This window comes from Streptococcus agalactiae (assembly GCF_949788565.1).
In the GTDB taxonomy this organism is placed as follows: domain Bacteria; phylum Bacillota; class Bacilli; order Lactobacillales; family Streptococcaceae; genus Streptococcus; species Streptococcus agalactiae.
This window is the reverse complement of sequence record NZ_OX460931.1, coordinates 1,678,943-1,698,978: the sequence shown is the minus strand read 5'-3', so window position 1 is coordinate 1,698,978 and position 20,036 is coordinate 1,678,943. Positions and strand designations below refer to the sequence as shown.

Sequence of the window (20,036 nt, the reverse complement as noted above, 5' to 3'; positions counted from 1 at the left end):
ACTATGTTGGTTGACAAGAAGTGGCGTTTTGAAGATAGTGCAAGTTATTTCGCTTGTCCTAAATGTCAAAATCCCTTGATAAAAGAAAGTAACAGCCTCAAATGCTCTGATAATCATTGTTTTGATTTATCCAAATTTGGATATGTTAATCTTCTTGGAGGAAAGAAGGTAGATGAACATTATGATAAAAAATCATTTGAAAATCGGCAGCTTGTCTTAGAAAACGGGTATTATAATCATATTTTAGAAGCTATTTCAAAGGTTTTGGAAAATAATTCTCAGTTTCATTCGGTTTTAGATATTGGTTGTGGAGAGGGCTTTTATTCTCGTCAATTAGTTAACAAGCATGAGAAGACTTTCTTGGCTTTTGATATTTCTAAAGATTCGATTCAATTAGCTGCTAAAAGTGATCAGTCTAGGCTTGTGAAATGGTTTGTTTCTGATTTAGCTAACCTTCCTATTCAAGACTCATCAATTGATATCATTTTAGACATTTTTTCTCCTGCAAATTATAAAGAATTTAGGCGGGTACTGAGTGATGATGGTATCCTTGTAAAGGTTGTTCCTGTAGCTGAACATGTTCAAGAATTACGAGAAAAAGCTAGTCAATACTTGAAACAGAAAGATTACTCTAATCAAAAAATTCTAGATCACTTTAGAGAAAATTTTGAAATTATTTCTGAGCAGAAAGTTGTTCAAAGCTATAACTGTTCTCAACAAGAACGTCAAGCTTTCATTGATATGACACCGTTGTTATTTAGCGTAGATAAAACGACTATTGATTGGGCGAGTATATCAGAAATTACAGTAGGTGCCTTAATAGTAATTGGAAAAAAGCGCAGTGTATCTAAATAAGATCACTGCTTTTATGTTGGGAATTCATAAAATTGAGGTTATTTGAGAGAAATCAAACACCTGCAAATAGTTTCTATTTAGCTTATCTCTGAGAGTAGAGCTTATTTCTCATTTTATGATATAATAGTGGTATTCTAAACAATTAAGGAGAACAATTGCAAGGTAGAATTGTCAAGTCGCTAGCAGGTTTTTATTATGTGGAATCTGACGGTGTTGTTTATCAGACACGTGCGCGTGGAAATTTTAGAAAAAAAGGTCAAATTCCCTACGTTGGGGATTGGGTGGAATTTTCTTCGCAAGATCAATCAGAAGGATATATTCTATCAATTGAAGAGCGTAAAAATAGCCTCGTACGACCACCTATTGTTAATATTGACCAAGCTGTCGTTATCATGTCTGCTAAAGAACCTGATTTTAACGCTAACTTATTAGACCGGTTCTTAGTACTTCTAGAATATAAGATGATTCAGCCTATCATTTACATTTCCAAGTTGGATTTGTTAGACGATTTGGTTGTTATTGATGATATTCGCGAACATTATCAGAATATAGGCTACGTTTTCTGTTATTCTCAAGAGGAACTCTTGCCTCTGTTAGCAGATAAAGTGACTGTTTTTATGGGGCAGACAGGTGTCGGAAAATCAACGCTTCTCAACAAAATTGCTCCTGAGTTGAAACTTGAAACTGGTGAAATTTCGGATAGTTTAGGCCGTGGCCGACACACCACAAGAGCAGTTAGTTTCTATAACGTTCATAAAGGAAAAATTGCAGACACTCCTGGTTTTTCTTCTTTGGACTATGAAGTGGACAATGCAGAGGACTTAAACGAATCCTTTCCAGAGCTTCGTAGACTTAGTCATTTTTGTAAATTCCGCTCGTGTACGCATACACATGAGCCTAAATGTGCTGTAAAAGAAGCCTTAACTCAAGGTCAGTTATGGCAAGTCCGCTATGATAACTACCTCCAATTTTTAAGTGAAATTGAGAACCGTCGTGAAACATATAAGAAAGTTATTAAAAGAAAGTAGGTTTCTATGTCAACCAATAAAATTGCCCCATCGATATTAGCAGCAGACTATGCTAATTTTGCTAACGAATTGAAACGTATTGAAGAGACAACAGCAGAATACGTTCATATTGATATCATGGATGGTCAATTTGTCCCTAATATTAGTTTTGGTGCGGATGTTGTATCCAGCATGCGTAAACACAGTAAACTTGTTTTTGATTGTCATCTGATGGTTGTTGATCCAGAACGTTATATTGAGGCTTTTGCTCAAGCTGGTGCTGATATCATGACCATTCATGTTGAAGCAACGAAACATATACATGGTGCGCTTCAAAAGATAAAAGAGGCAGGAATGAAAGCAGGTGTGGTTATTAACCCAGGAACACCCGTAGAATCTCTTATTCCTATTTTAGATTTGGTTGACCAGATTTTAATTATGACTGTTAATCCTGGCTTCGGTGGACAAGCCTTTATTCCAGAAATGATGTCAAAAGTAAAGACAGTTGCAGCATGGCGCAAAGAGTACGGTCATCATTATGATATTGAAGTTGATGGCGGTATAGATAATACTACAATTAAGGCAGCAGCAGAGGCTGGTGCAAATGTCTTTGTTGCAGGTTCTTATCTCTTTAAAGCAAGTGATTTACCTGCACAAGTAGAAACCTTAAGGGTGGCGCTCGATGACTAAAATTGCTTTATTTGCTGGCGGTGACTTAACTTATTTTGAATATGATTTTGACTATTTTGTCGGAATTGACCGTGGAAGCCTATTTTTATTAAAAAATGGGCTTTCTTTGGACATGGCAGTGGGTGATTTTGATTCTATAACAGAAGATGAACTGCTTTATATCAAACACTATTGTAGCAATATCGTTTCTGCTAGTGCAGAAAAAAATGATACAGATACAGAATTAGCTTTAAAAACTATTTTCAAAGAATTTCCAGAAGCTCAGGTGACCGTATTTGGAGCATTTGGTGGCAGGATTGACCATATGATGTCTAATATCTTTTTACCAAGTGACACAGATTTAGAACCATTTATGTCACAAATCAGACTCAAAGATGAACAAAACATAGTGACTTATCTACCATCCGGGAAAAATCAAGTCTCAAGGATTGAAGGGATGTCCTATGTCTCGTTCATGCCTGAGGGTGAGTCTACTTTGCAGATTTCTGGGGCTAAATATGAATTGAACAAAAGTAATTATTTTAAGAAAAAAATGTATTCCAGTAATGAATTTATGACTTCGCCAATTGAAGTAGAGCTCAAAGATGGTTACTTAATCATTATTTATAGTAAGGATAGAGGTTAATATGCTTGTCATCATTTTGATCATTGCACTAGCTAGTCTGACAGTGACGATAATTTCTTACCAAAAAATGACGGAATTAACAAAGTCCGTTGAAAAACAACTTGAAGATAATGCTGATAATCTATCAGACCAACTGACATATCAGATAGAAGCGGCGCAAAAAGATCAAATTCTAACGTTGACTAATCAGCTAAACCGTATGCAACAGGAAATTTATCAGTTGCTTACCGATATGCGTACAGAATTAAATCAGCATTTAACGGAGAGTCGAGATCGATCGGACAAACGCTTGGAATTGATTAACTCCAATTTATCTCAGTCAGTTCAGAAAATGCAAGATTCCAATGAAAAACGCTTGGATCAAATGCGCCAAACTGTTGAGGAAAAGCTAGAAAAAACGCTACAAACGCGTTTGCAAACTTCTTTTGAAACTGTATCGCGTCAACTAGAGAGTGTCAATCAAGGTCTTGGGGAGATGAAAACTGTTGCCCAAGATGTTGGTACACTGAACAAAGTCTTGTCAAATACTAAGACAAGGGGAATATTAGGGGAGCTACAACTCGGCCAAATTATAGAAGATATTATGACAGTTAGTCAATATGAGAGAGAATTTCCTACGGTGTCTGGCTCTTCTGAGCGTGTTGAATATGCTATTAAATTACCTGGAAATGGTCAGGGAGATTATATCTATTTGCCTATTGACTCTAAGTTTCCTCTAGAAGATTATTACCGATTGGAAGATGCTTATGAATTGGGTGACAAGGTTCAAATAGAACTCTATCGTAAATCTTTACTGACAAGTATTCGTAAATTTGCAAAAGATATAAACAATAAGTACTTAAATCCTCCTGAAACGACAAATTTTGGTATCATGTTCTTACCAACTGAAGGGCTCTATTCTGAAGTGGTAAGAAATGCAACATTCTTTGATAGTCTAAGACGTGACGAAAATATTGTAGTAGCTGGACCGTCAACCTTATCTGCTTTACTAAATTCATTATCTGTTGGCTTTAAAACCTTAAATATTCAAAAGAATGCTAATGATATTAGTAAAATTTTAGGGAATGTCAAGGTTGAATTTGGAAAATTTGGTGGCATGTTATCAAAAGCTCAAAAACAATTAAATACAGCAAGTAAAAGTATTGATAGTTTACTCACAACGCGGACAAACGCTATTATCAGAGCCTTAAATACAGTTGAAGAACATCAAGATCAAGCAACCACTAGCTTGTTAAACCTTCCTATAACAGAAGAAGAGGAAATTAATGAAAATTAACCAAATGAAAAAAGACGAGCTTTTTGAGGGGTTTTACCTTATAAAGAAAGCAGAAGTTCGTAAAACGCGTGCAGGTAAAGACTTTATTGCCTTTACCTTTCAAGATGATACTGGCGAAATTTCAGGAAATATGTGGGATGCACAAACCTATAATGTAGAAGAGTTTGTAGCCGGTAAAATTGTTCATATGAAAGGGCGTCGTGAAGTTTATAATGGAACTCCCCAAGTCAACCAAATTACATTAAGAAACATCAAAGATGGTGAACCTAATGATCCTAGAGATTTTAAAGAAAAACCTCCAATCAATGTTGACAACGTGAGAGAGTACATGGAACAAATGCTCTTTAAAATTGAAAATGCAACCTGGCAGCGTGTGGTAAGAGCACTTTATCGTAAATACAATAAGGAATTTTTTACCTATCCAGCCGCCAAAACAAACCATCACGCCTTTGAATCAGGATTGGCATATCACACGGCAACGATGGTTCGTTTGGCAGATAGTATTGGAGATATCTATCCAGAACTTAATAAAAGTTTGATGTTTGCTGGTATTATGCTACATGATTTAGCCAAGGTCATTGAGTTATCGGGTCCTGATAATACAGAATATACTATTCGAGGTAATCTTATCGGTCATATTTCACTTATTGATGAGGAATTAACAAAAATACTAGCAGAGCTTAATATTGATGATACAAAAGAAGAGGTTACAGTGTTACGCCATGTTATTCTGAGTCATCATGGACAATTAGAATATGGAAGCCCGGTTCGTCCTAGAATCATGGAGGCAGAAATTATCCATATGATCGATAACATTGATGCAAATATGATGATGATGACAACAGCTTTAAATCGTGTCAACGAAGGTGAAATGACAAATCGCATTTTTGCCATGGATAACCGTTCTTTTTATAAACCGAACATTAAATAATTTAGGTAGAATAATTAAGACCTAAAATAAAATGTTCGTTTTTAGCATTTGTTATGTTATACTATATGTAAAGATTGCTATGAATAAGGAGAAAATATGAAATTAAGACGTAGCGAACGCATGGTTGTTATTTCAAATTACCTAATAAATAATCCCTATACATTAACTAGTTTAAATACATTTGCTAGTAAATACGGTGCCGCGAAATCTTCGATTTCAGAAGATATTGCTATTATCAAAAAAGCTTTTGAACAAGCTCAAATCGGAGATATTAAAACTGTGACTGGTGCAAGTGGAGGTGTTATCTTTACACCAACTATTGCTGAAGCAGAAGCGAAAGAAATCGTTGAAGAATTAAGACAGCGTTTATCTGAAAACGATCGTATTCTTCCGGGAGGTTACATTTATCTTTCAGATCTACTCAGTACACCAAAAATGTTACAAAGTATTGGTCGCATTATAGCGAACGCTTACAGAGGTCAAAAAATTGATGCTGTCATGACGGTTGCAACAAAAGGTGTTCCTTTAGCAAACGCAGTAGCAAATGTTTTAGATGTTCCTTTTGTTATTGTGAGACGTGATTTGAAGATTACGGAAGGTTCTACTGTGTCAGTAAACTACGCTAGTGGTTCAAGTGGCCGTATTGAAAAAATGTTTCTTTCTAAGCGTAGCTTAAAACCTAACAGTCGAGTTTTAATAGTTGATGATTTCTTGAAAGGTGGAGGTACTGTTTCGGGGATGATTAGTTTACTCTCAGAATTCGATAGCACATTAGTAGGTGTCGCTGTATTTGCAGAAAATGCTCAGGAACAACGTGAGAAGATGGCCTATAAATCTCTTCTGAGAGTATCTGAAATTGATGTAAAAAATAATAGAGTCTCTGTAGAAGCGGGGAATATATTTGATTAAAGAGTCAAGGTGACATCCTTGATTCTTTTTGCTTGTAAAAGTAATAAAAGCTTGACACATCATGTGTAAAATGATACTATGATAAACGGTACTTTTACTTTTGGTCTCTCAAAAGTGTACAGAGACGTGCTGACAATTGTTGCAAAAGTACACGCAGATATAGGCTGTCACCAAGTGCTATATCAACCAAAAATAAAAAACTTACAGGAGAAATGTAGATGCCTACAATTAACCAGTTGGTACGTAAACCACGTAAATCTAAAGTTGAAAAATCAGATTCACCTGCTTTGAATATTGGTTACAACAGTCACAGAAAAGTTCACACTAAATTATCTGCACCACAAAAACGTGGTGTTGCAACTCGTGTTGGAACTATGACACCTAAAAAACCTAACTCTGCCCTTCGTAAATTTGCTCGTGTACGTTTGAGCAACCTTATTGAAGTTACTGCTTACATTCCAGGTATCGGACACAACTTGCAAGAACACAGTGTTGTGCTTATCCGTGGTGGACGTGTAAAAGACCTTCCAGGGGTACGTTACCATATCGTTCGTGGTGCACTTGATACTGCAGGTGTAGCTGATCGTAAACAAGGCCGTTCTAAATACGGTGCTAAACGTCCTAAAGGGTAATTAGAAGGGGGATAAGAGAAAATGAGTCGTAAAAATCAAGCGCCTAAACGCGAAGTATTACCAGATCCATTGTATAACTCAAAAATCGTTACACGTCTTATCAACCGTGTAATGCTTGATGGTAAACGTGGTACTGCTGCAACTATCGTATATGATGCTTTTGAAGCAATTAAAGAAGCTACTGGAACAGATGCTCTTGAAGTATTCGAAACAGCTATGGAAAACATCATGCCTGTACTTGAGGTACGCGCACGCCGTGTTGGTGGATCAAACTACCAAGTTCCTGTCGAAGTTCGTCCAGAACGTCGTACAACTTTAGGACTTCGTTGGTTGGTTAACGCATCACGTGCTCGTGGTGAACACACTATGAAAGATCGTCTTGCAAAAGAAATCATGGATGCTGCAAACAACACAGGAGCATCAGTTAAGAAACGTGAAGATACTCACAAAATGGCTGAAGCTAACCGTGCCTTTGCACACTTCCGTTGGTAAGATTACTCTCTTTTTGAGACTTATCATATCTACTAAACAAATTGTTTGGTAGATAGCAATGTTAGCAATTAGAACGGGTAGGTCCTGCCTATCCGTTTTTTATAAATAGTGTTATAATAAAGAAGTAAATAATTTAAAATATAGGAGAAACCAAATGGCTCGCGAATTTTCACTTGAAAAAACTCGTAATATCGGTATCATGGCTCACGTTGATGCTGGTAAAACAACAACAACTGAGCGTATTCTTTACTATACTGGTAAAATCCACAAAATCGGTGAAACACACGAAGGTGCTTCACAAATGGACTGGATGGAACAAGAACAAGAACGTGGTATCACAATTACATCAGCTGCAACAACAGCACAATGGGATGGTCACCGTGTTAACATCATCGATACACCAGGACACGTGGACTTCACAATTGAAGTTCAACGTTCACTTCGCGTACTTGATGGTGCGGTAACAGTTCTTGATGCTCAATCAGGTGTAGAACCTCAAACTGAAACAGTGTGGCGTCAAGCAACAGAATACGGAGTTCCACGTATCGTTTTTGCTAATAAAATGGATAAAATCGGTGCTGACTTCCTCTATTCAGTACAATCACTTCATGACCGTCTTCAAGCGAATGCACACCCAATTCAATTGCCAATTGGTTCAGAAGACGATTTCCGTGGTATTATTGACTTAATCAAAATGAAAGCTGAAATCTATACTAATGATCTTGGTACAGATATCCTTGAAGAAGATATTCCAGAAGAGTATGTTGATCAAGCAAATGAATACCGTGAAAAATTAGTAGAAGCAGTTGCTGATACTGATGAAGATTTGATGATGAAATACCTTGAAGGTGAAGAAATCACTAACGAAGAGTTGATGGCTGCTATTCGTAAAGCAACTATCAATGTTGAATTCTATCCTGTATTGTGTGGTTCAGCCTTCAAGAATAAAGGTGTTCAATTGATGCTTGATGCTGTTATTGATTACCTTCCAAGCCCACTTGATATTCCTGCAATCAAAGGTATTAACCCTGATACTGACGAAGAAGAAACACGTCCTGCTTCAGATGAAGAGCCATTTGCAGCGCTTGCCTTCAAGATTATGACAGATCCTTTCGTGGGTCGCTTAACATTCTTCCGTGTGTACTCAGGTGTTCTTAATTCAGGTTCATACGTGTTGAATACATCTAAAGGTAAACGTGAACGTATCGGACGTATCTTACAAATGCACGCAAATAGTCGTCAAGAAATTGAAACTGTTTATGCTGGTGATATCGCAGCGGCTGTTGGTTTGAAAGATACAACTACAGGTGATTCATTGACTGATGAAAAATCAAAAGTTATTCTTGAATCAATTGAAGTTCCAGAACCAGTTATCCAATTGATGGTTGAGCCAAAATCTAAAGCTGACCAAGATAAAATGGGGATCGCCCTTCAAAAACTTGCTGAAGAAGATCCAACGTTCCGCGTTGAAACTAACGTTGAAACTGGTGAAACAGTTATCTCAGGAATGGGTGAACTTCACCTTGATGTCCTTGTTGACCGTATGAAACGTGAATTCAAAGTTGAAGCAAACGTTGGTGCACCTCAAGTATCATACCGCGAAACATTCCGCGCTTCTACACAAGCACGTGGATTCTTCAAACGCCAATCTGGTGGTAAAGGTCAATTTGGTGATGTTTGGATTGAATTTACACCAAACGAAGAAGGTAAAGGATTCGAATTCGAAAATGCTATCGTCGGTGGTGTGGTTCCTCGTGAATTTATTCCAGCCGTTGAAAAAGGACTTGTAGAATCTATGGCAAACGGTGTTCTTGCTGGATATCCAATGGTTGACGTAAAAGCTAAACTTTACGATGGTTCATACCATGATGTTGACTCATCTGAGACAGCCTTCAAGATTGCTGCATCACTTGCACTTAAAGAAGCTGCTAAATCAGCGCAACCAGCTATCCTTGAGCCAATGATGCTTGTTACAATTACAGCTCCAGAAGACAATCTTGGTGACGTTATGGGCCACGTGACTGCACGTCGCGGTCGTGTTGATGGTATGGAAGCACGTGGTAACACACAAGTTGTTCGTGCTTTTGTTCCACTTGCTGAAATGTTTGGTTATGCAACAGTTCTTCGTTCTGCAACACAAGGACGTGGTACATTCATGATGGTATTTGACCACTACGAAGATGTTCCTAAGTCAGTTCAAGAAGAAATCATCAAGAAAAACTCTGGTGAATAATTTCTGAAAACTTATGAAAGGTACTCGAAAGAGTATCTTTTTTTCTTTTTGAAAGTGGTAAATTCATTGCAATTTTTCTCGAAAAAAGATATAATAATTGTGTTGAAAGATTTTTGCACATATGTACAAGTTAATCTTTTCACATTGGTTAGGGGGATCCCTAAAATAAAATATTTGAGATTTTCATAAGGAGGAAATCACTAATGGTAGTTAAAGTTGGTATTAACGGTTTCGGTCGTATCGGTCGTCTTGCATTCCGTCGCATCCAAAACGTAGAAGGTGTTGAAGTTACTCGTATCAACGACCTTACAGATCCAAACATGCTTGCACACTTGTTGAAATATGACACAACTCAAGGTCGTTTCGACGGTACTGTTGAAGTTAAAGAAGGTGGATTCGAAGTTAACGGTCAATTTGTTAAAGTTTCTGCTGAACGCGAACCAGCAAACATTGACTGGGCTACTGATGGCGTAGAAATCGTTCTTGAAGCAACTGGTTTCTTTGCATCAAAAGAAAAAGCTGAACAACACATCCATGAAAATGGTGCTAAAAAAGTTGTTATCACAGCTCCTGGTGGAAACGACGTTAAAACAGTTGTTTTCAACACTAACCACGATATCCTTGATGGAACTGAAACAGTTATCTCAGGTGCTTCATGTACTACAAACTGTCTTGCTCCAATGGCTAAAGCTTTACAAGACAACTTTGGTGTTAAACAAGGTTTGATGACTACTATCCACGCATACACTGGTGACCAAATGATCCTTGACGGACCACACCGTGGTGGTGACCTTCGTCGTGCTCGTGCAGGTGCTGCAAACATCGTTCCTAACTCAACTGGTGCTGCAAAAGCTATCGGTCTTGTTATCCCAGAATTGAACGGTAAACTTGATGGTGCTGCACAACGTGTTCCTGTTCCAACTGGATCAGTAACTGAATTGGTTGCAACTCTTGAAAAAGACGTAACTGTTGAAGAAGTAAATGCAGCTATGAAAGCAGCAGCTAACGATTCATACGGTTATACTGAAGATCCAATCGTATCATCTGATATCGTTGGTATTTCATACGGTTCATTGTTTGATGCTACTCAAACTAAAGTTCAAACTGTTGACGGTAACCAATTGGTTAAAGTTGTTTCATGGTACGATAACGAAATGTCATACACTTCACAACTTGTTCGTACACTTGAATACTTTGCAAAAATTGCAAAATAATTTTTAATTAATATGATGTAAAAGAGGGATTTATCCCTCTTTTATTTTTATAAATAAAAAATAATACGAATGTTTTTTCATTTTATTGTAGAAAATTATCAGAAAAGAAATGAAAACTGAATTATATTGGCTATAAGTTAAAATAAGGTTTGATTTTGAAAGTAAGCAGTGGTATGATTTAATTGAAAAAATATAGAGGAGAAGTTTTATGAAGACTACAAAAGTTTTTTCAGTTTTATCGTTATCTGTTGCTGCATTTATGATGACAGCATGTCAGTCAAACCACAGCACTAAAAAAGCTGATATGTCTCCAGATAAGGTGGAGCAAAAGACGAAATTTAAAAATATTTCTCTAAGTTCTAATAAACTGTTGGCTAAGGAAAACACTATGTCTGTCCTTTGGTATCAAAATTCTGCAGAAGCCAAGGCTTTATATTTACAAGGTTATAATGTTGCTAAAATGAAGTTAGATGATTGGTTACAAAAGCCCAGTGAAAAACCATATTCAATTATCTTAGATTTAGATGAAACAGTTTTAGATAATAGCCCATATCAAGCAAAGAATATTAAAGATGGCTCTAGTTTCACGCCAGAGAGTTGGGATAAATGGGTGCAAAAGAAGTCAGCTAAGGCTGTTGCGGGTGCCAAAGCATTTTTGAAGTATGCTAATGAAAAGGGAATAAAAATTTATTATGTCTCAGATCGTACAGATGCTCAAGTTGATGCGACTAAAGAAAATTTAGAGAAGGAAGGTATACCTGTTCAAGGGAAAGACCACTTGCTTTTCCTTAAAAAAGGAATGAAATCTAAAGAGAGTCGCCGTCAGGCAGTTCAAAAAGATACTAATTTAATTATGCTTTTTGGAGATAATTTAGTTGATTTTGCTGATTTTTCTAAATCATCTAGTACAGATAGAGAACAACTACTAACTAAACTTCAAAGTGAGTTTGGTAGTAAATTTATTGTTTTCCCAAATCCTATGTACGGTTCTTGGGAAAGTGCTATTTATCAAGGAAAACATCTGGATGTTCAAAAACAATTGAAAGAACGACAAAAAATGTTGCATTCGTATGATTAATAAGTATACGAATTCTCTTGAAAACAACTAGGAAAATCTATGAAATCTATTTGTGAAAAAGTAATCAATAATTACAACTGTTCACAAAAATATGTTATAATAAATAATATCAAATTATATAAGGAGTTTTACTAATGGCTAAATTGACTGTTAAAGACGTTGATTTGAAAGGTAAAAAAGTCCTCGTTCGTGTTGACTTTAATGTGCCTTTGAAAGACGGCGTTATCACTAACGACAACCGTATCACTGCGGCTCTTCCAACAATCAAGTATATCATCGAACAAGGTGGTCGTGCTATCCTCTTCTCTCACCTTGGACGTGTTAAAGAAGAAGCTGACAAAGAAGGAAAATCACTTGCACCGGTAGCTGCTGATTTAGCTGCTAAACTTGGTCAAGATGTTGTATTCCCAGGTGTTACTCGTGGTGCAAAATTAGAAGAAGCAATCAATGCTTTGGAAGATGGACAAGTTCTTTTGGTTGAAAACACTCGTTTTGAAGATGTTGACGGTAAGAAAGAATCTAAGAATGACGAAGAACTTGGTAAATACTGGGCTTCACTTGGAGATGGAATCTTCGTTAACGATGCATTTGGTACAGCACACCGTGCTCATGCATCAAACGTAGGTATTTCAGCAAACGTTGAAAAAGCTGTAGCTGGTTTCCTTCTTGAAAACGAAATTGCTTACATCCAAGAAGCAGTTGAAACTCCAGAACGCCCATTCGTAGCTATTCTTGGTGGCTCAAAAGTTTCTGATAAGATTGGTGTTATCGAAAACCTTCTTGAAAAAGCTGATAAAGTTCTTATCGGTGGTGGTATGACTTACACATTCTACAAAGCTCAAGGTATCGAAATCGGTAACTCACTTGTAGAAGAAGACAAATTGGATGTTGCTAAAGACCTCCTTGAAAAATCAAACGGTAAATTGATCTTGCCAGTTGACTCAAAAGAAGCAAACGCATTTGCTGGTTATACTGAAGTTCGCGACACTGAAGGTGAAGCAGTTTCAGAAGGGTTCCTTGGTCTTGACATCGGTCCTAAATCAATCGCTAAATTTGATGAAGCACTTACTGGTGCTAAAACAGTTGTATGGAACGGACCTATGGGTGTCTTTGAAAACCCTGACTTCCAAGCTGGTACAATCGGTGTAATGGACGCTATCGTTAAACAACCAGGCGTTAAATCAATCATCGGTGGTGGTGATTCAGCAGCAGCTGCTATCAACCTTGGCCGTGCTGACAAATTCTCATGGATCTCTACTGGTGGTGGAGCAAGCATGGAATTGCTCGAAGGTAAAGTATTACCAGGTTTGGCAGCATTGACTGAAAAATAATAGTCATTATAATTTATATTAAAGGACATGCTGATGCATGTCTTTTTTTAGTTGATAATGTAGAGTTATTGAATTTTCCTTGACTTCACTTATCATTTACTAGTTTTTAGATATAGTGGTATTTGGTTGACACTGCAATTTTCAAAAGTTTATGACGATTTCATATAAATTGGTTTATAAAAGATATACTAGTAATAAATAAAACGTTTACAAAAAGGGTTTTATGGATTGATATGTTAGAATATATAGTGAAGGGATAGGTATGAAAACGTTAAAAAAATTATTATCTAATTACAAATTTGATATTAAAAAGTTTAAATTGGGAATGAGAACATTTAAAACAGGCTTATCGGTCTTTTTAGTTTTATTGGTTTTTCATTTATTTGGTTGGAAAGGGCTTCAAATTGGTGCTCTAACTGCTGTATTTAGTTTAAGAGAAGACTTTGATAAAAGCGTGCACTTTGGTTTTTCTAGAATTATTGGTAATAGTATAGGTGGCTTACTCTCCTTAGTATTTTTTGCATTCAATGAGATATTTCATCAAGCTTTTTGGGTTACTTTATTAATTGTTCCTATTTGTACCATGTTATGTATCATGATTAATGTTGCTTGTAATAATAAATCAGGTATTATTGGGGGGACAGCCGCATTACTTATTATAACTTTATCAATCCCAAGCGGAGAGACAATTCTATACGTTTTTGCACGTATTTTTGAAACTTTTTGTGGTGTTTTTATTGCAATGATGGTTAATACAGATATTGAAATACTTCGGAAAAAACTAAAAAATAACAAATTATAGTTTGATGTCATAAAATCTCACATGAGAGTTGACATCAAACTTTTTAAAGTTTATAATGGTTTAATGAAAGGAGGCCATCATGAAAGAAAGAGAACTTAGGCGTACAATGGCTGTATTCCCAATTGGAGCTGTTATGAAGTTGACAGATTTAACTGCCAGACAAATTCGCTATTATGAGGATCAAGGGTTAATCACACCTGAACGTACTGAAGGTAACCGTCGCATGTTTTCACTGAATGATATGGACCGCTTACTGGAAATAAAAGACTTCATTAGCGATGGTTTGCATATTTCTGATATTAAAAATGAATACATGCAAAGACAACATAAGTCCAAAGAGAAACAAAAGTCATTATCAGATGCCGAGGTTCGTCGACTTTTACAAGATGAGCTCCGTAATCAAGGGCGTTTTTCAAGTCCTTCACAGCACATTGGAAATATGCATTTGTAAACATGCAGTCAAGCTAGATATTAAGGAGACTATATGACTATCACAGCAGAAGATATTCGTCGCGAAGTTAAGGAAAAAAATGTTACCTTCCTCCGTTTGATGTTCACAGATATCTTAGGAGTAATGAAAAATGTCGAAATTCCGGCTACAGATGAACAATTAGACAAAGTTTTATCAAATAAAGCAATGTTTGATGGATCTTCTATTGAGGGCTTTGTTCGTATCAATGAATCTGATATGTATTTATATCCTGATTTAGATACTTGGATTGTCTTTCCTTGGGGAGATGAAAATGGAGCTGTTGCAGGTCTAATCTGTGATATCTATACAGCAGAAGGAGAACCTTTTGCCGGAGATCCACGTGGAAATCTTAAGCGTAATATGAAACGTATGCAAGAGATGGGCTATAAGTCATTTAACTTAGGACCAGAACCTGAATTTTTCCTATTTAAAATGGATGAAAATGGTAACCCAACACTTGATGTTAATGACAAAGGAGGCTACTTTGACTTAGCTCCAACAGACTTAGCAGATAATACACGTCGTGAAATTGTTAATGTCTTAACACAAATGGGCTTTGAAGTTGAAGCTAGTCATCATGAAGTAGCAGTTGGACAGCATGAAATTGACTTTAAATATGATGATGTTTTAAAAGCCTGTGACAACATTCAATTATTTAAATTGGTTGTTAAAACAATTGCTCGTAAGCATGGTTTATATGCTACTTTTATGGCAAAACCTAAGTTTGGTATCAATGGTTCAGGTATGCATTGTAATATGTCTCTTTTTGATAATGAAGGGAACAATGCTTTCTTTGATCCAGAAGATCCACGTGGAATGCAATTATCAGAGGATGCCTACTACTTTTTAGGTGGGTTAATGAAACATGCTTACAATTACACAGCTATCATTAATCCAACTGTTAATTCTTATAAACGTTTGGTACCAGGATACGAAGCACCAGTTTACATTGCTTGGGCAGGTCGCAATCGTTCGCCACTTATTCGTGTACCTGCATCTCGAGGTATGGGAACACGCCTAGAATTGCGCTCGGTTGACCCAACAGCAAATCCTTATCTTGCTTTATCAGTACTTTTGGGATCAGGACTTGAGGGAATCGAGAATAAAATTGAAGCACCAGAACCAATTGAGACAAATATCTATGCTATGACTGTAGAAGAACGTCGTCAAGCAGGTATTGTTGATTTACCATCTACTCTTCATAATGCTCTTAAAGCACTTGAAGAAGATGAAGTGGTAAAAGCGGCCCTAGGAACTCATATCTATACTAATTTCTTAGATGCTAAGCGTATTGAATGGGCAAGTTATGCGACTTATGTTTCACAATGGGAAATTGATAATTACCTAGATTTATATTAATCATAAGAATGTTTATAACTAGTTTTAGGCTTTATTTTGTAAAGTCTAAAACTAGTTTTTTTGTAAATTATTGTAAAAAATTGCCTAAAACTTGTTACAGGTTTTCATTTATTTGTTATATGGATTTGATAAACTAGGAGTCATCAGATGGAGGAAAACATGAACATAAAACAATTAAAGTCTAAAACAATGCTTGGAACAGTGGCTTTGGTGTCCGCTTTTTCATTTGCTTCAACAAATGCAGATGTGAATACATATAACTATGCAGTAGATGTAGACTATCTAGCAAGTGCGGAGGAAATTGCTCAAGCACATCCAGCTAGTAATACGTTTCCACTAGGTCAATGCACATGGGGTGTAAAGGAGATGGCAACATGGGCAGGTAACTGGTGGGGAAACGGTGGTGATTGGGCTGCGAGCGCCGCATCAGCTGGTTATACAGTAGGAACACAACCGCGCGTGGGTTCTATCGTATGTTGGACTGATGGTAGTTATGGACATGTGGCTTATGTTACAGCTGTAGATCCTGTCACTAATAAAATTCAGGTTTTAGAATCTAATTATGCAGGTCATCAATGGATTGATAATTATCGTGGTTGGTTTGATCCACAAAATACAGTGACACCAGGGGTAGTTAGCTACATTTATCCGAATTAATCTATAAAGAACTCCTCACATAGACGGTATAAAAGTACGATACTGTTTGGATGGAGTTCTTTTATATTCTATAGTTATCCCAGAAGTAATTTGATATATTAACTTATTTTGCTAATATAGGCAATTAAAAAGAACGGAAAAGGTATTTTCCGTTCTTTTGTTTATTTATCAGGGGTAAGGACCATAGGAATAATGATAGGCTCACGCTCAGTTTTTTCATATAAGAATGGTCGTAAGGCATTAACAATAGCTCCATTTACTGATTGGATACTTGCATCTTTATTTTTCAGTGCAATACGAATAGCATTGAATAAGATATGTTGGCTTTCGCGAATAAGGTCCCCAGATTCTCTCATATAGATAAAGCCTCGGCTAAGGATGTCTGGTCCAGCTAAAATCATTTTTGAATCGAAATCAACGGTAGCAACGGCAAGGACAACACCATCTTCAGATAAGTCGTGGCGATCACGTAGAACTGCCGCACCAATATCGCCAATACCATTCCCATCAACGTAGATATCTTGAGCATTGAAATGTCCAGCAATGCGAGCAGAGTCGCTCGTTAAAGCTAAAACATCACCGTTTTCCATAATGAAGATATTCTCTTTAGGAATACCTGTGTCAACTGCTAAACCAGCATGGACTTTTTGCATGCGATACTCACCGTGTACGGGCATGAAATACTTTGGTTTAATCAAGCGTAACATTAATTTTTGTTCTTGTTGACCACCATGGCCGGAGGTATGGATATTGTTAATTTTACCATGAATAACATCGACACCAGCTTCTTGAATGGTATTGATTAATTTATTGACACTTGTTGTATTACCAGGGATTGGGCTTGATGAGAAAATCACAGTATCACCAGGTTGCAAAGTAACTTGACGATGAGTACCGTTAGCGATACGAGCAAGTGCTGCCATAGACTCACCTTGACTACCTGTACACATAATTAAAACTTCACTAGCATGAAGATTTTTAAGTTCGCTTGGCTCAATGAAGGTACCTTTTGGAACTTTAATATAGCCAAGTTCAATACCGTTAACAATTGCCTTTTCCATTGACCGTCCAAAAACAGCAATTTTACGACCAGTTTTAACAGCAGCTTCAGCAGCCTGTTGGAGTCGGAAGATGTTTGAAGCAAAAGAGGCGAAAATAATACGTCCCTCGATACCTTCGATAATCTTCATAATAGATTGCCCAACAATTTTTTCGGAATTAGTGAAGGTTGGAACTTCAGCATTTGTCGAGTCTGATAAAAGGCAGAGGACACCGTCTTCGCCTAGAGCAGCCATACGATGTAAGTCAGCTGGCTCCCCAACAGGTGTAAAGTCAAATTTGAAGTCACCTGTACAAATAACCTTACCTTGAGGGGTATGAATAACAATACCTAATGGTTCAGGAATGGAGTGAGTAGTGCGGAAAAATGTAACGCTTAAGTTTTTAAAAGTCAGCTCTGTATTAGCGTGGATTTCGTATAATGTAGCGTCACGAAGTAAACCATGTTCTTCTAACTTACCTTTGATTAGAGCAAGAGCGAGAGGGCCTGCATAAATCGGTAAATTAGCTTGTTTTAATAGAAAAGGAATACCACCGATGTGGTCCTCGTGCCCATGAGTTATAACAAGGGCCTTGATACGGTCAATGTTTTCAACGATATATGAATAGTCTGGGATAACATAATCTATTCCCAAAAGATCATCTTCAGGGAATTTAATACCAGCGTCTACAATAATAATTTCGTCTTGATATTCGATACCGTAAGTATTTTTTCCGATTTCACCGAGACCACCAATCGCATAAACCCCAACTTCTTCGGGTTTTAAGTTGATATTTGACATAATAAGTTTATCATAATGGGTAGATTACTCTAGCTATTATGTTTAACTCCTTTCTAGAACTCAGTGAGCTCGAAAACACCAGTTTCTTTTTCATATTCAAGGTGTTTGTCTGAAAGTAACTCGATGAATTCGATATTGTAAGCTGTATTTTCTTCAACTAGTTTACGTGCAGCAATGCGACCTTCTAATTCATTAGCTGCATCAATAGTAACGTAAAGTGTTTTGGTTTGCTCACGACGTGGGTTGCGTTCTTTTGTTTCTTGATAGAAAACTTTATAAATCATAATAATCCTTTCTTATCTCTCGGTTTTTCTAACTATAAAAAAATGGGTCAATGCCGTTAAGTGAGACAATGACAAACCATTATTAAGTTTTTATAGAGTAATAGAATTAACCTTGATTCGTTGCAATTATCATGATTATATCATAAAATAAGAGGTAGAATCAAGTAAGGGAAGTTAAATGATGAAAGTTTTAGCCTTTGATACTTCAAGCAAAGCACTATCAGTGGCTGTACTAAACAATATGGAATGTTTAGCGACTGTCACTATCAATATCAAAAAGAATCATAGCATTAATTTGATGCCAGCCATTGATTTTTTAATGCAATCAATTGATTTAGAACCTCAAGATTTGGACCGTATCGTAGTAGCAGAGGGTCCAGGATCTTATACGGGCTTACGTGTAGCTGTTGCTACAGCAAAAATGCTAGCTTATACGCTTAAGATTGACTTAGTTGGAGTATCTAGCCTGTACGCTTTAACAAATGGATTTTCAGAAAATGATTTATTGGTACCACTTATAGATGCACGACGTAACAATGTTTATGTTGGTTTCTATCAAAATGGTGATACTGTTAAACCAGACTGTCACACTTCTCTTGAAGAAGTCTTACAAGAGGTGGGGAATAAAGCCAATGTTCATTTTGTCGGAGAGGTTGCAGCATTTTTTGACCAGATTAAGAAAGCTTTACCACATGCTAAAATTACAGAAACTTTACCTTGTGCAGTGGCAATTGGGCGCAAAGGACAAAAAATGAAAAGCGTTAATGTAGATGCGTTTGTTCCACGATACTTAAAACGTGTTGAAGCTGAGGAAAATTGGTTAAAAAACCACTGTGAAACGAATACAGAAGAATATATTAAGAGAGTTTGAGATGGAATCATCAGAACAAGCACTGGCTATATGGAGCGTACTATCTGATGTCTATGACAAATCTCCGTGGAGTTTATCGCAGATTTCAGAAGATTTAAAAAAAGATTCAACAGATTATTTTTTTGTTTATAATGACGGTGAGGTCATTGGTTTTTTGGCTCTTCAACAATTGGTAGGTGAAGTAGAAATTACTAATATTGCTGTAAAAAAAAATTATCAAGGTAAAGGTTATGCTTACCAGTTAATGTCAATGATCGCTGATATAGAGGTGCCAGTTTTTCTTGAGGTTCGTTATTCAAATATCGTAGCACAAAAACTTTATGAGAGGTGTGGTTTTGTAGTTTTAGGAAAGCGCAAAAATTATTACCATGATCCAATTGAAGATGCTATAGTGATGCGCAAGGGATAAATAGTTGATGATAGAAAGGATATGAATAGTCCTCAATACTAATGGAAAAGACGATATTGATGGATTAA

General features: G+C 36.7%; 21 protein-coding genes. 19 read left to right on the top strand and 2 right to left on the bottom strand.

The genetic code is table 11. The features are described from left to right. Positions 1-3: 3 nt before the first annotated feature. The 17 genes from QOR44_RS08660 to QOR44_RS08580 all read left to right on the top strand — a co-directional run bounded on the left by QOR44_RS08660 (position 4) and on the right by QOR44_RS08580 (position 16,563). Positions 4-855: a putative RNA methyltransferase gene (locus tag QOR44_RS08660; RefSeq protein WP_000959497.1), complete on the top strand. Its 852-nt coding sequence runs from the start codon at positions 4-6 to the stop codon at positions 853-855. Positions 856-1,010: 155 nt separating this feature from the next. Next, positions 1,011-1,883, top strand: a complete 873-nt coding sequence (rsgA, locus tag QOR44_RS08655) for a ribosome small subunit-dependent GTPase A (protein WP_001162033.1) — start codon at positions 1,011-1,013, stop codon at positions 1,881-1,883. Positions 1,884-1,889: 6 nt separating this feature from the next. After that, the gene (rpe, locus tag QOR44_RS08650; RefSeq protein WP_000106173.1) at positions 1,890-2,552 is read left to right on the top strand and encodes a ribulose-phosphate 3-epimerase; all 663 of its coding nucleotides are present in this window, start codon (positions 1,890-1,892) and stop codon (positions 2,550-2,552) included. Further along, positions 2,545-3,177: a thiamine diphosphokinase gene (locus tag QOR44_RS08645; RefSeq protein ID WP_000160922.1), complete on the top strand. Its 633-nt coding sequence runs from the start codon at positions 2,545-2,547 to the stop codon at positions 3,175-3,177. The genes rpe and QOR44_RS08645 overlap by 8 nt, the downstream gene beginning before the upstream one ends. A 1-nt stretch (position 3,178) precedes the next feature. Further along, positions 3,179-4,453 carry a DNA recombination protein RmuC gene (locus QOR44_RS08640; RefSeq protein WP_000960181.1) on the top strand — a complete coding sequence of 425 codons (1,275 nt, stop codon included), beginning with the start codon at positions 3,179-3,181 and terminating at the stop codon, positions 4,451-4,453. After that, the gene (locus tag QOR44_RS08635) at positions 4,443-5,384 is read left to right on the top strand and encodes a 3'-5' exoribonuclease YhaM family protein (protein ID WP_000700694.1); all 942 of its coding nucleotides are present in this window, start codon (positions 4,443-4,445) and stop codon (positions 5,382-5,384) included. The genes QOR44_RS08640 and QOR44_RS08635 overlap by 11 nt, the downstream gene beginning before the upstream one ends. Positions 5,385-5,480: 96 nt before the next feature. Then, entirely contained in the window at positions 5,481-6,293 is an 813-nt protein-coding gene (purR, locus tag QOR44_RS08630) for a pur operon repressor (protein WP_000776878.1), read from the top strand. Between the two features lie 218 nt (positions 6,294-6,511). Next, the gene (gene rpsL, locus QOR44_RS08625) at positions 6,512-6,925 is read left to right on the top strand and encodes a 30S ribosomal protein S12 (RefSeq protein ID WP_001142328.1); all 414 of its coding nucleotides are present in this window, start codon (positions 6,512-6,514) and stop codon (positions 6,923-6,925) included. 21 nt (positions 6,926-6,946) lie between these two features. Further along, a complete protein-coding gene (gene rpsG, locus QOR44_RS08620; RefSeq protein WP_000087842.1) occupies positions 6,947-7,417 on the top strand; it encodes a 30S ribosomal protein S7 in 471 nt (156 codons plus the stop codon). 154 nt (positions 7,418-7,571) lie between these two features. After that, a complete protein-coding gene (fusA, locus tag QOR44_RS08615; RefSeq protein WP_000090327.1) occupies positions 7,572-9,650 on the top strand; it encodes an elongation factor G in 2,079 nt (692 codons plus the stop codon). A 203-nt stretch (positions 9,651-9,853) separates the two neighbouring features. Continuing rightward, positions 9,854-10,864, top strand: a complete 1,011-nt coding sequence (gene gap / locus QOR44_RS08610) for a type I glyceraldehyde-3-phosphate dehydrogenase (protein ID WP_000260656.1) — start codon at positions 9,854-9,856, stop codon at positions 10,862-10,864. Between the two features lie 208 nt (positions 10,865-11,072). Continuing rightward, on the top strand, positions 11,073-11,942 hold the full coding sequence (locus QOR44_RS08605; RefSeq protein WP_000858923.1) for a 5'-nucleotidase, lipoprotein e(P4) family: 870 nt from the start codon (positions 11,073-11,075) through the stop codon (positions 11,940-11,942). Between the two features lie 134 nt (positions 11,943-12,076). Then, positions 12,077-13,273 (top strand): phosphoglycerate kinase, encoded by a 1,197-nt coding sequence (locus QOR44_RS08600; RefSeq protein ID WP_001096753.1) that lies wholly within the window; start codon positions 12,077-12,079, stop codon positions 13,271-13,273. A gap of 262 nt (positions 13,274-13,535) precedes the next feature. Next, positions 13,536-14,075, top strand: a complete 540-nt coding sequence (locus tag QOR44_RS08595; RefSeq protein WP_000854121.1) for an FUSC family protein — start codon at positions 13,536-13,538, stop codon at positions 14,073-14,075. Positions 14,076-14,154: 79 nt separating this feature from the next. Then, positions 14,155-14,526 carry a MerR family transcriptional regulator gene (locus tag QOR44_RS08590; RefSeq protein ID WP_000664338.1) on the top strand — a complete coding sequence of 124 codons (372 nt, stop codon included), beginning with the start codon at positions 14,155-14,157 and terminating at the stop codon, positions 14,524-14,526. Between the two features lie 33 nt (positions 14,527-14,559). After that, positions 14,560-15,906 carry a type I glutamate--ammonia ligase gene (gene glnA, locus QOR44_RS08585; RefSeq protein WP_000156225.1) on the top strand — a complete coding sequence of 449 codons (1,347 nt, stop codon included), beginning with the start codon at positions 14,560-14,562 and terminating at the stop codon, positions 15,904-15,906. A gap of 147 nt (positions 15,907-16,053) precedes the next feature. Next, the gene (locus QOR44_RS08580; RefSeq protein WP_001883456.1) at positions 16,054-16,563 is read left to right on the top strand and encodes a CHAP domain-containing protein; all 510 of its coding nucleotides are present in this window, start codon (positions 16,054-16,056) and stop codon (positions 16,561-16,563) included. 161 nt (positions 16,564-16,724) lie between these two features. Here the strand turns inward: QOR44_RS08580 and rnjA are convergent, their stop codons facing one another. Next, entirely contained in the window at positions 16,725-18,404 is a 1,680-nt protein-coding gene (gene rnjA / locus QOR44_RS08575; RefSeq protein WP_000065498.1) for a ribonuclease J1, read from the bottom strand. A gap of 53 nt (positions 18,405-18,457) precedes the next feature. Then, positions 18,458-18,688 (bottom strand): DNA-dependent RNA polymerase subunit epsilon, encoded by a 231-nt coding sequence (locus QOR44_RS08570; protein WP_000639570.1) that lies wholly within the window; start codon positions 18,686-18,688, stop codon positions 18,458-18,460. A 178-nt stretch (positions 18,689-18,866) separates the two neighbouring features. On the opposite strand from QOR44_RS08570, the gene tsaB reads away from it, so the two are divergent. After that, on the top strand, positions 18,867-19,559 hold the full coding sequence (gene tsaB / locus QOR44_RS08565; protein ID WP_000978604.1) for a tRNA (adenosine(37)-N6)-threonylcarbamoyltransferase complex dimerization subunit type 1 TsaB: 693 nt from the start codon (positions 18,867-18,869) through the stop codon (positions 19,557-19,559). Between the two features lies 1 nt (position 19,560). Next, on the top strand, positions 19,561-19,968 hold the full coding sequence (rimI, locus tag QOR44_RS08560; protein ID WP_000445943.1) for a ribosomal protein S18-alanine N-acetyltransferase: 408 nt from the start codon (positions 19,561-19,563) through the stop codon (positions 19,966-19,968). The last annotated feature ends 68 nt before the right edge of the window (positions 19,969-20,036 follow it).

What these genes read in the sequence shown, in the direction of transcription:
- rnjA (WP_000065498.1), bottom strand. Translation starts at nt 18,404, where the DNA reads ATGTCAAATATCAACTTAAAACCCGAAGAAGTTGGGGTTTATGCGATT.
- rpsL (WP_001142328.1), top strand. Translation starts at nt 6,512, where the DNA reads ATGCCTACAATTAACCAGTTGGTACGTAAACCACGTAAATCTAAAGTT.
- QOR44_RS08660 (WP_000959497.1), top strand. Translation starts at nt 4, where the DNA reads ATGTTGGTTGACAAGAAGTGGCGTTTTGAAGATAGTGCAAGTTATTTC.
- glnA (WP_000156225.1), top strand. Translation starts at nt 14,560, where the DNA reads ATGACTATCACAGCAGAAGATATTCGTCGCGAAGTTAAGGAAAAAAAT.
- QOR44_RS08570 (WP_000639570.1), bottom strand. Translation starts at nt 18,688, where the DNA reads ATGATTTATAAAGTTTTCTATCAAGAAACAAAAGAACGCAACCCACGT.
- tsaB (WP_000978604.1), top strand. Translation starts at nt 18,867, where the DNA reads ATGATGAAAGTTTTAGCCTTTGATACTTCAAGCAAAGCACTATCAGTG.
- QOR44_RS08645 (WP_000160922.1), top strand. Translation starts at nt 2,545, where the DNA reads ATGACTAAAATTGCTTTATTTGCTGGCGGTGACTTAACTTATTTTGAA.
- QOR44_RS08595 (WP_000854121.1), top strand. Translation starts at nt 13,536, where the DNA reads ATGAAAACGTTAAAAAAATTATTATCTAATTACAAATTTGATATTAAA.
- rimI (WP_000445943.1), top strand. Translation starts at nt 19,561, where the DNA reads ATGGAATCATCAGAACAAGCACTGGCTATATGGAGCGTACTATCTGAT.
- QOR44_RS08605 (WP_000858923.1), top strand. Translation starts at nt 11,073, where the DNA reads ATGAAGACTACAAAAGTTTTTTCAGTTTTATCGTTATCTGTTGCTGCA.
- QOR44_RS08600 (WP_001096753.1), top strand. Translation starts at nt 12,077, where the DNA reads ATGGCTAAATTGACTGTTAAAGACGTTGATTTGAAAGGTAAAAAAGTC.
- QOR44_RS08590 (WP_000664338.1), top strand. Translation starts at nt 14,155, where the DNA reads ATGAAAGAAAGAGAACTTAGGCGTACAATGGCTGTATTCCCAATTGGA.
- fusA (WP_000090327.1), top strand. Translation starts at nt 7,572, where the DNA reads ATGGCTCGCGAATTTTCACTTGAAAAAACTCGTAATATCGGTATCATG.
- purR (WP_000776878.1), top strand. Translation starts at nt 5,481, where the DNA reads ATGAAATTAAGACGTAGCGAACGCATGGTTGTTATTTCAAATTACCTA.
- rpe (WP_000106173.1), top strand. Translation starts at nt 1,890, where the DNA reads ATGTCAACCAATAAAATTGCCCCATCGATATTAGCAGCAGACTATGCT.
- rpsG (WP_000087842.1), top strand. Translation starts at nt 6,947, where the DNA reads ATGAGTCGTAAAAATCAAGCGCCTAAACGCGAAGTATTACCAGATCCA.
- QOR44_RS08635 (WP_000700694.1), top strand. Translation starts at nt 4,443, where the DNA reads ATGAAAATTAACCAAATGAAAAAAGACGAGCTTTTTGAGGGGTTTTAC.
- QOR44_RS08640 (WP_000960181.1), top strand. Translation starts at nt 3,179, where the DNA reads ATGCTTGTCATCATTTTGATCATTGCACTAGCTAGTCTGACAGTGACG.
- gap (WP_000260656.1), top strand. Translation starts at nt 9,854, where the DNA reads ATGGTAGTTAAAGTTGGTATTAACGGTTTCGGTCGTATCGGTCGTCTT.
- QOR44_RS08580 (WP_001883456.1), top strand. Translation starts at nt 16,054, where the DNA reads ATGGAGGAAAACATGAACATAAAACAATTAAAGTCTAAAACAATGCTT.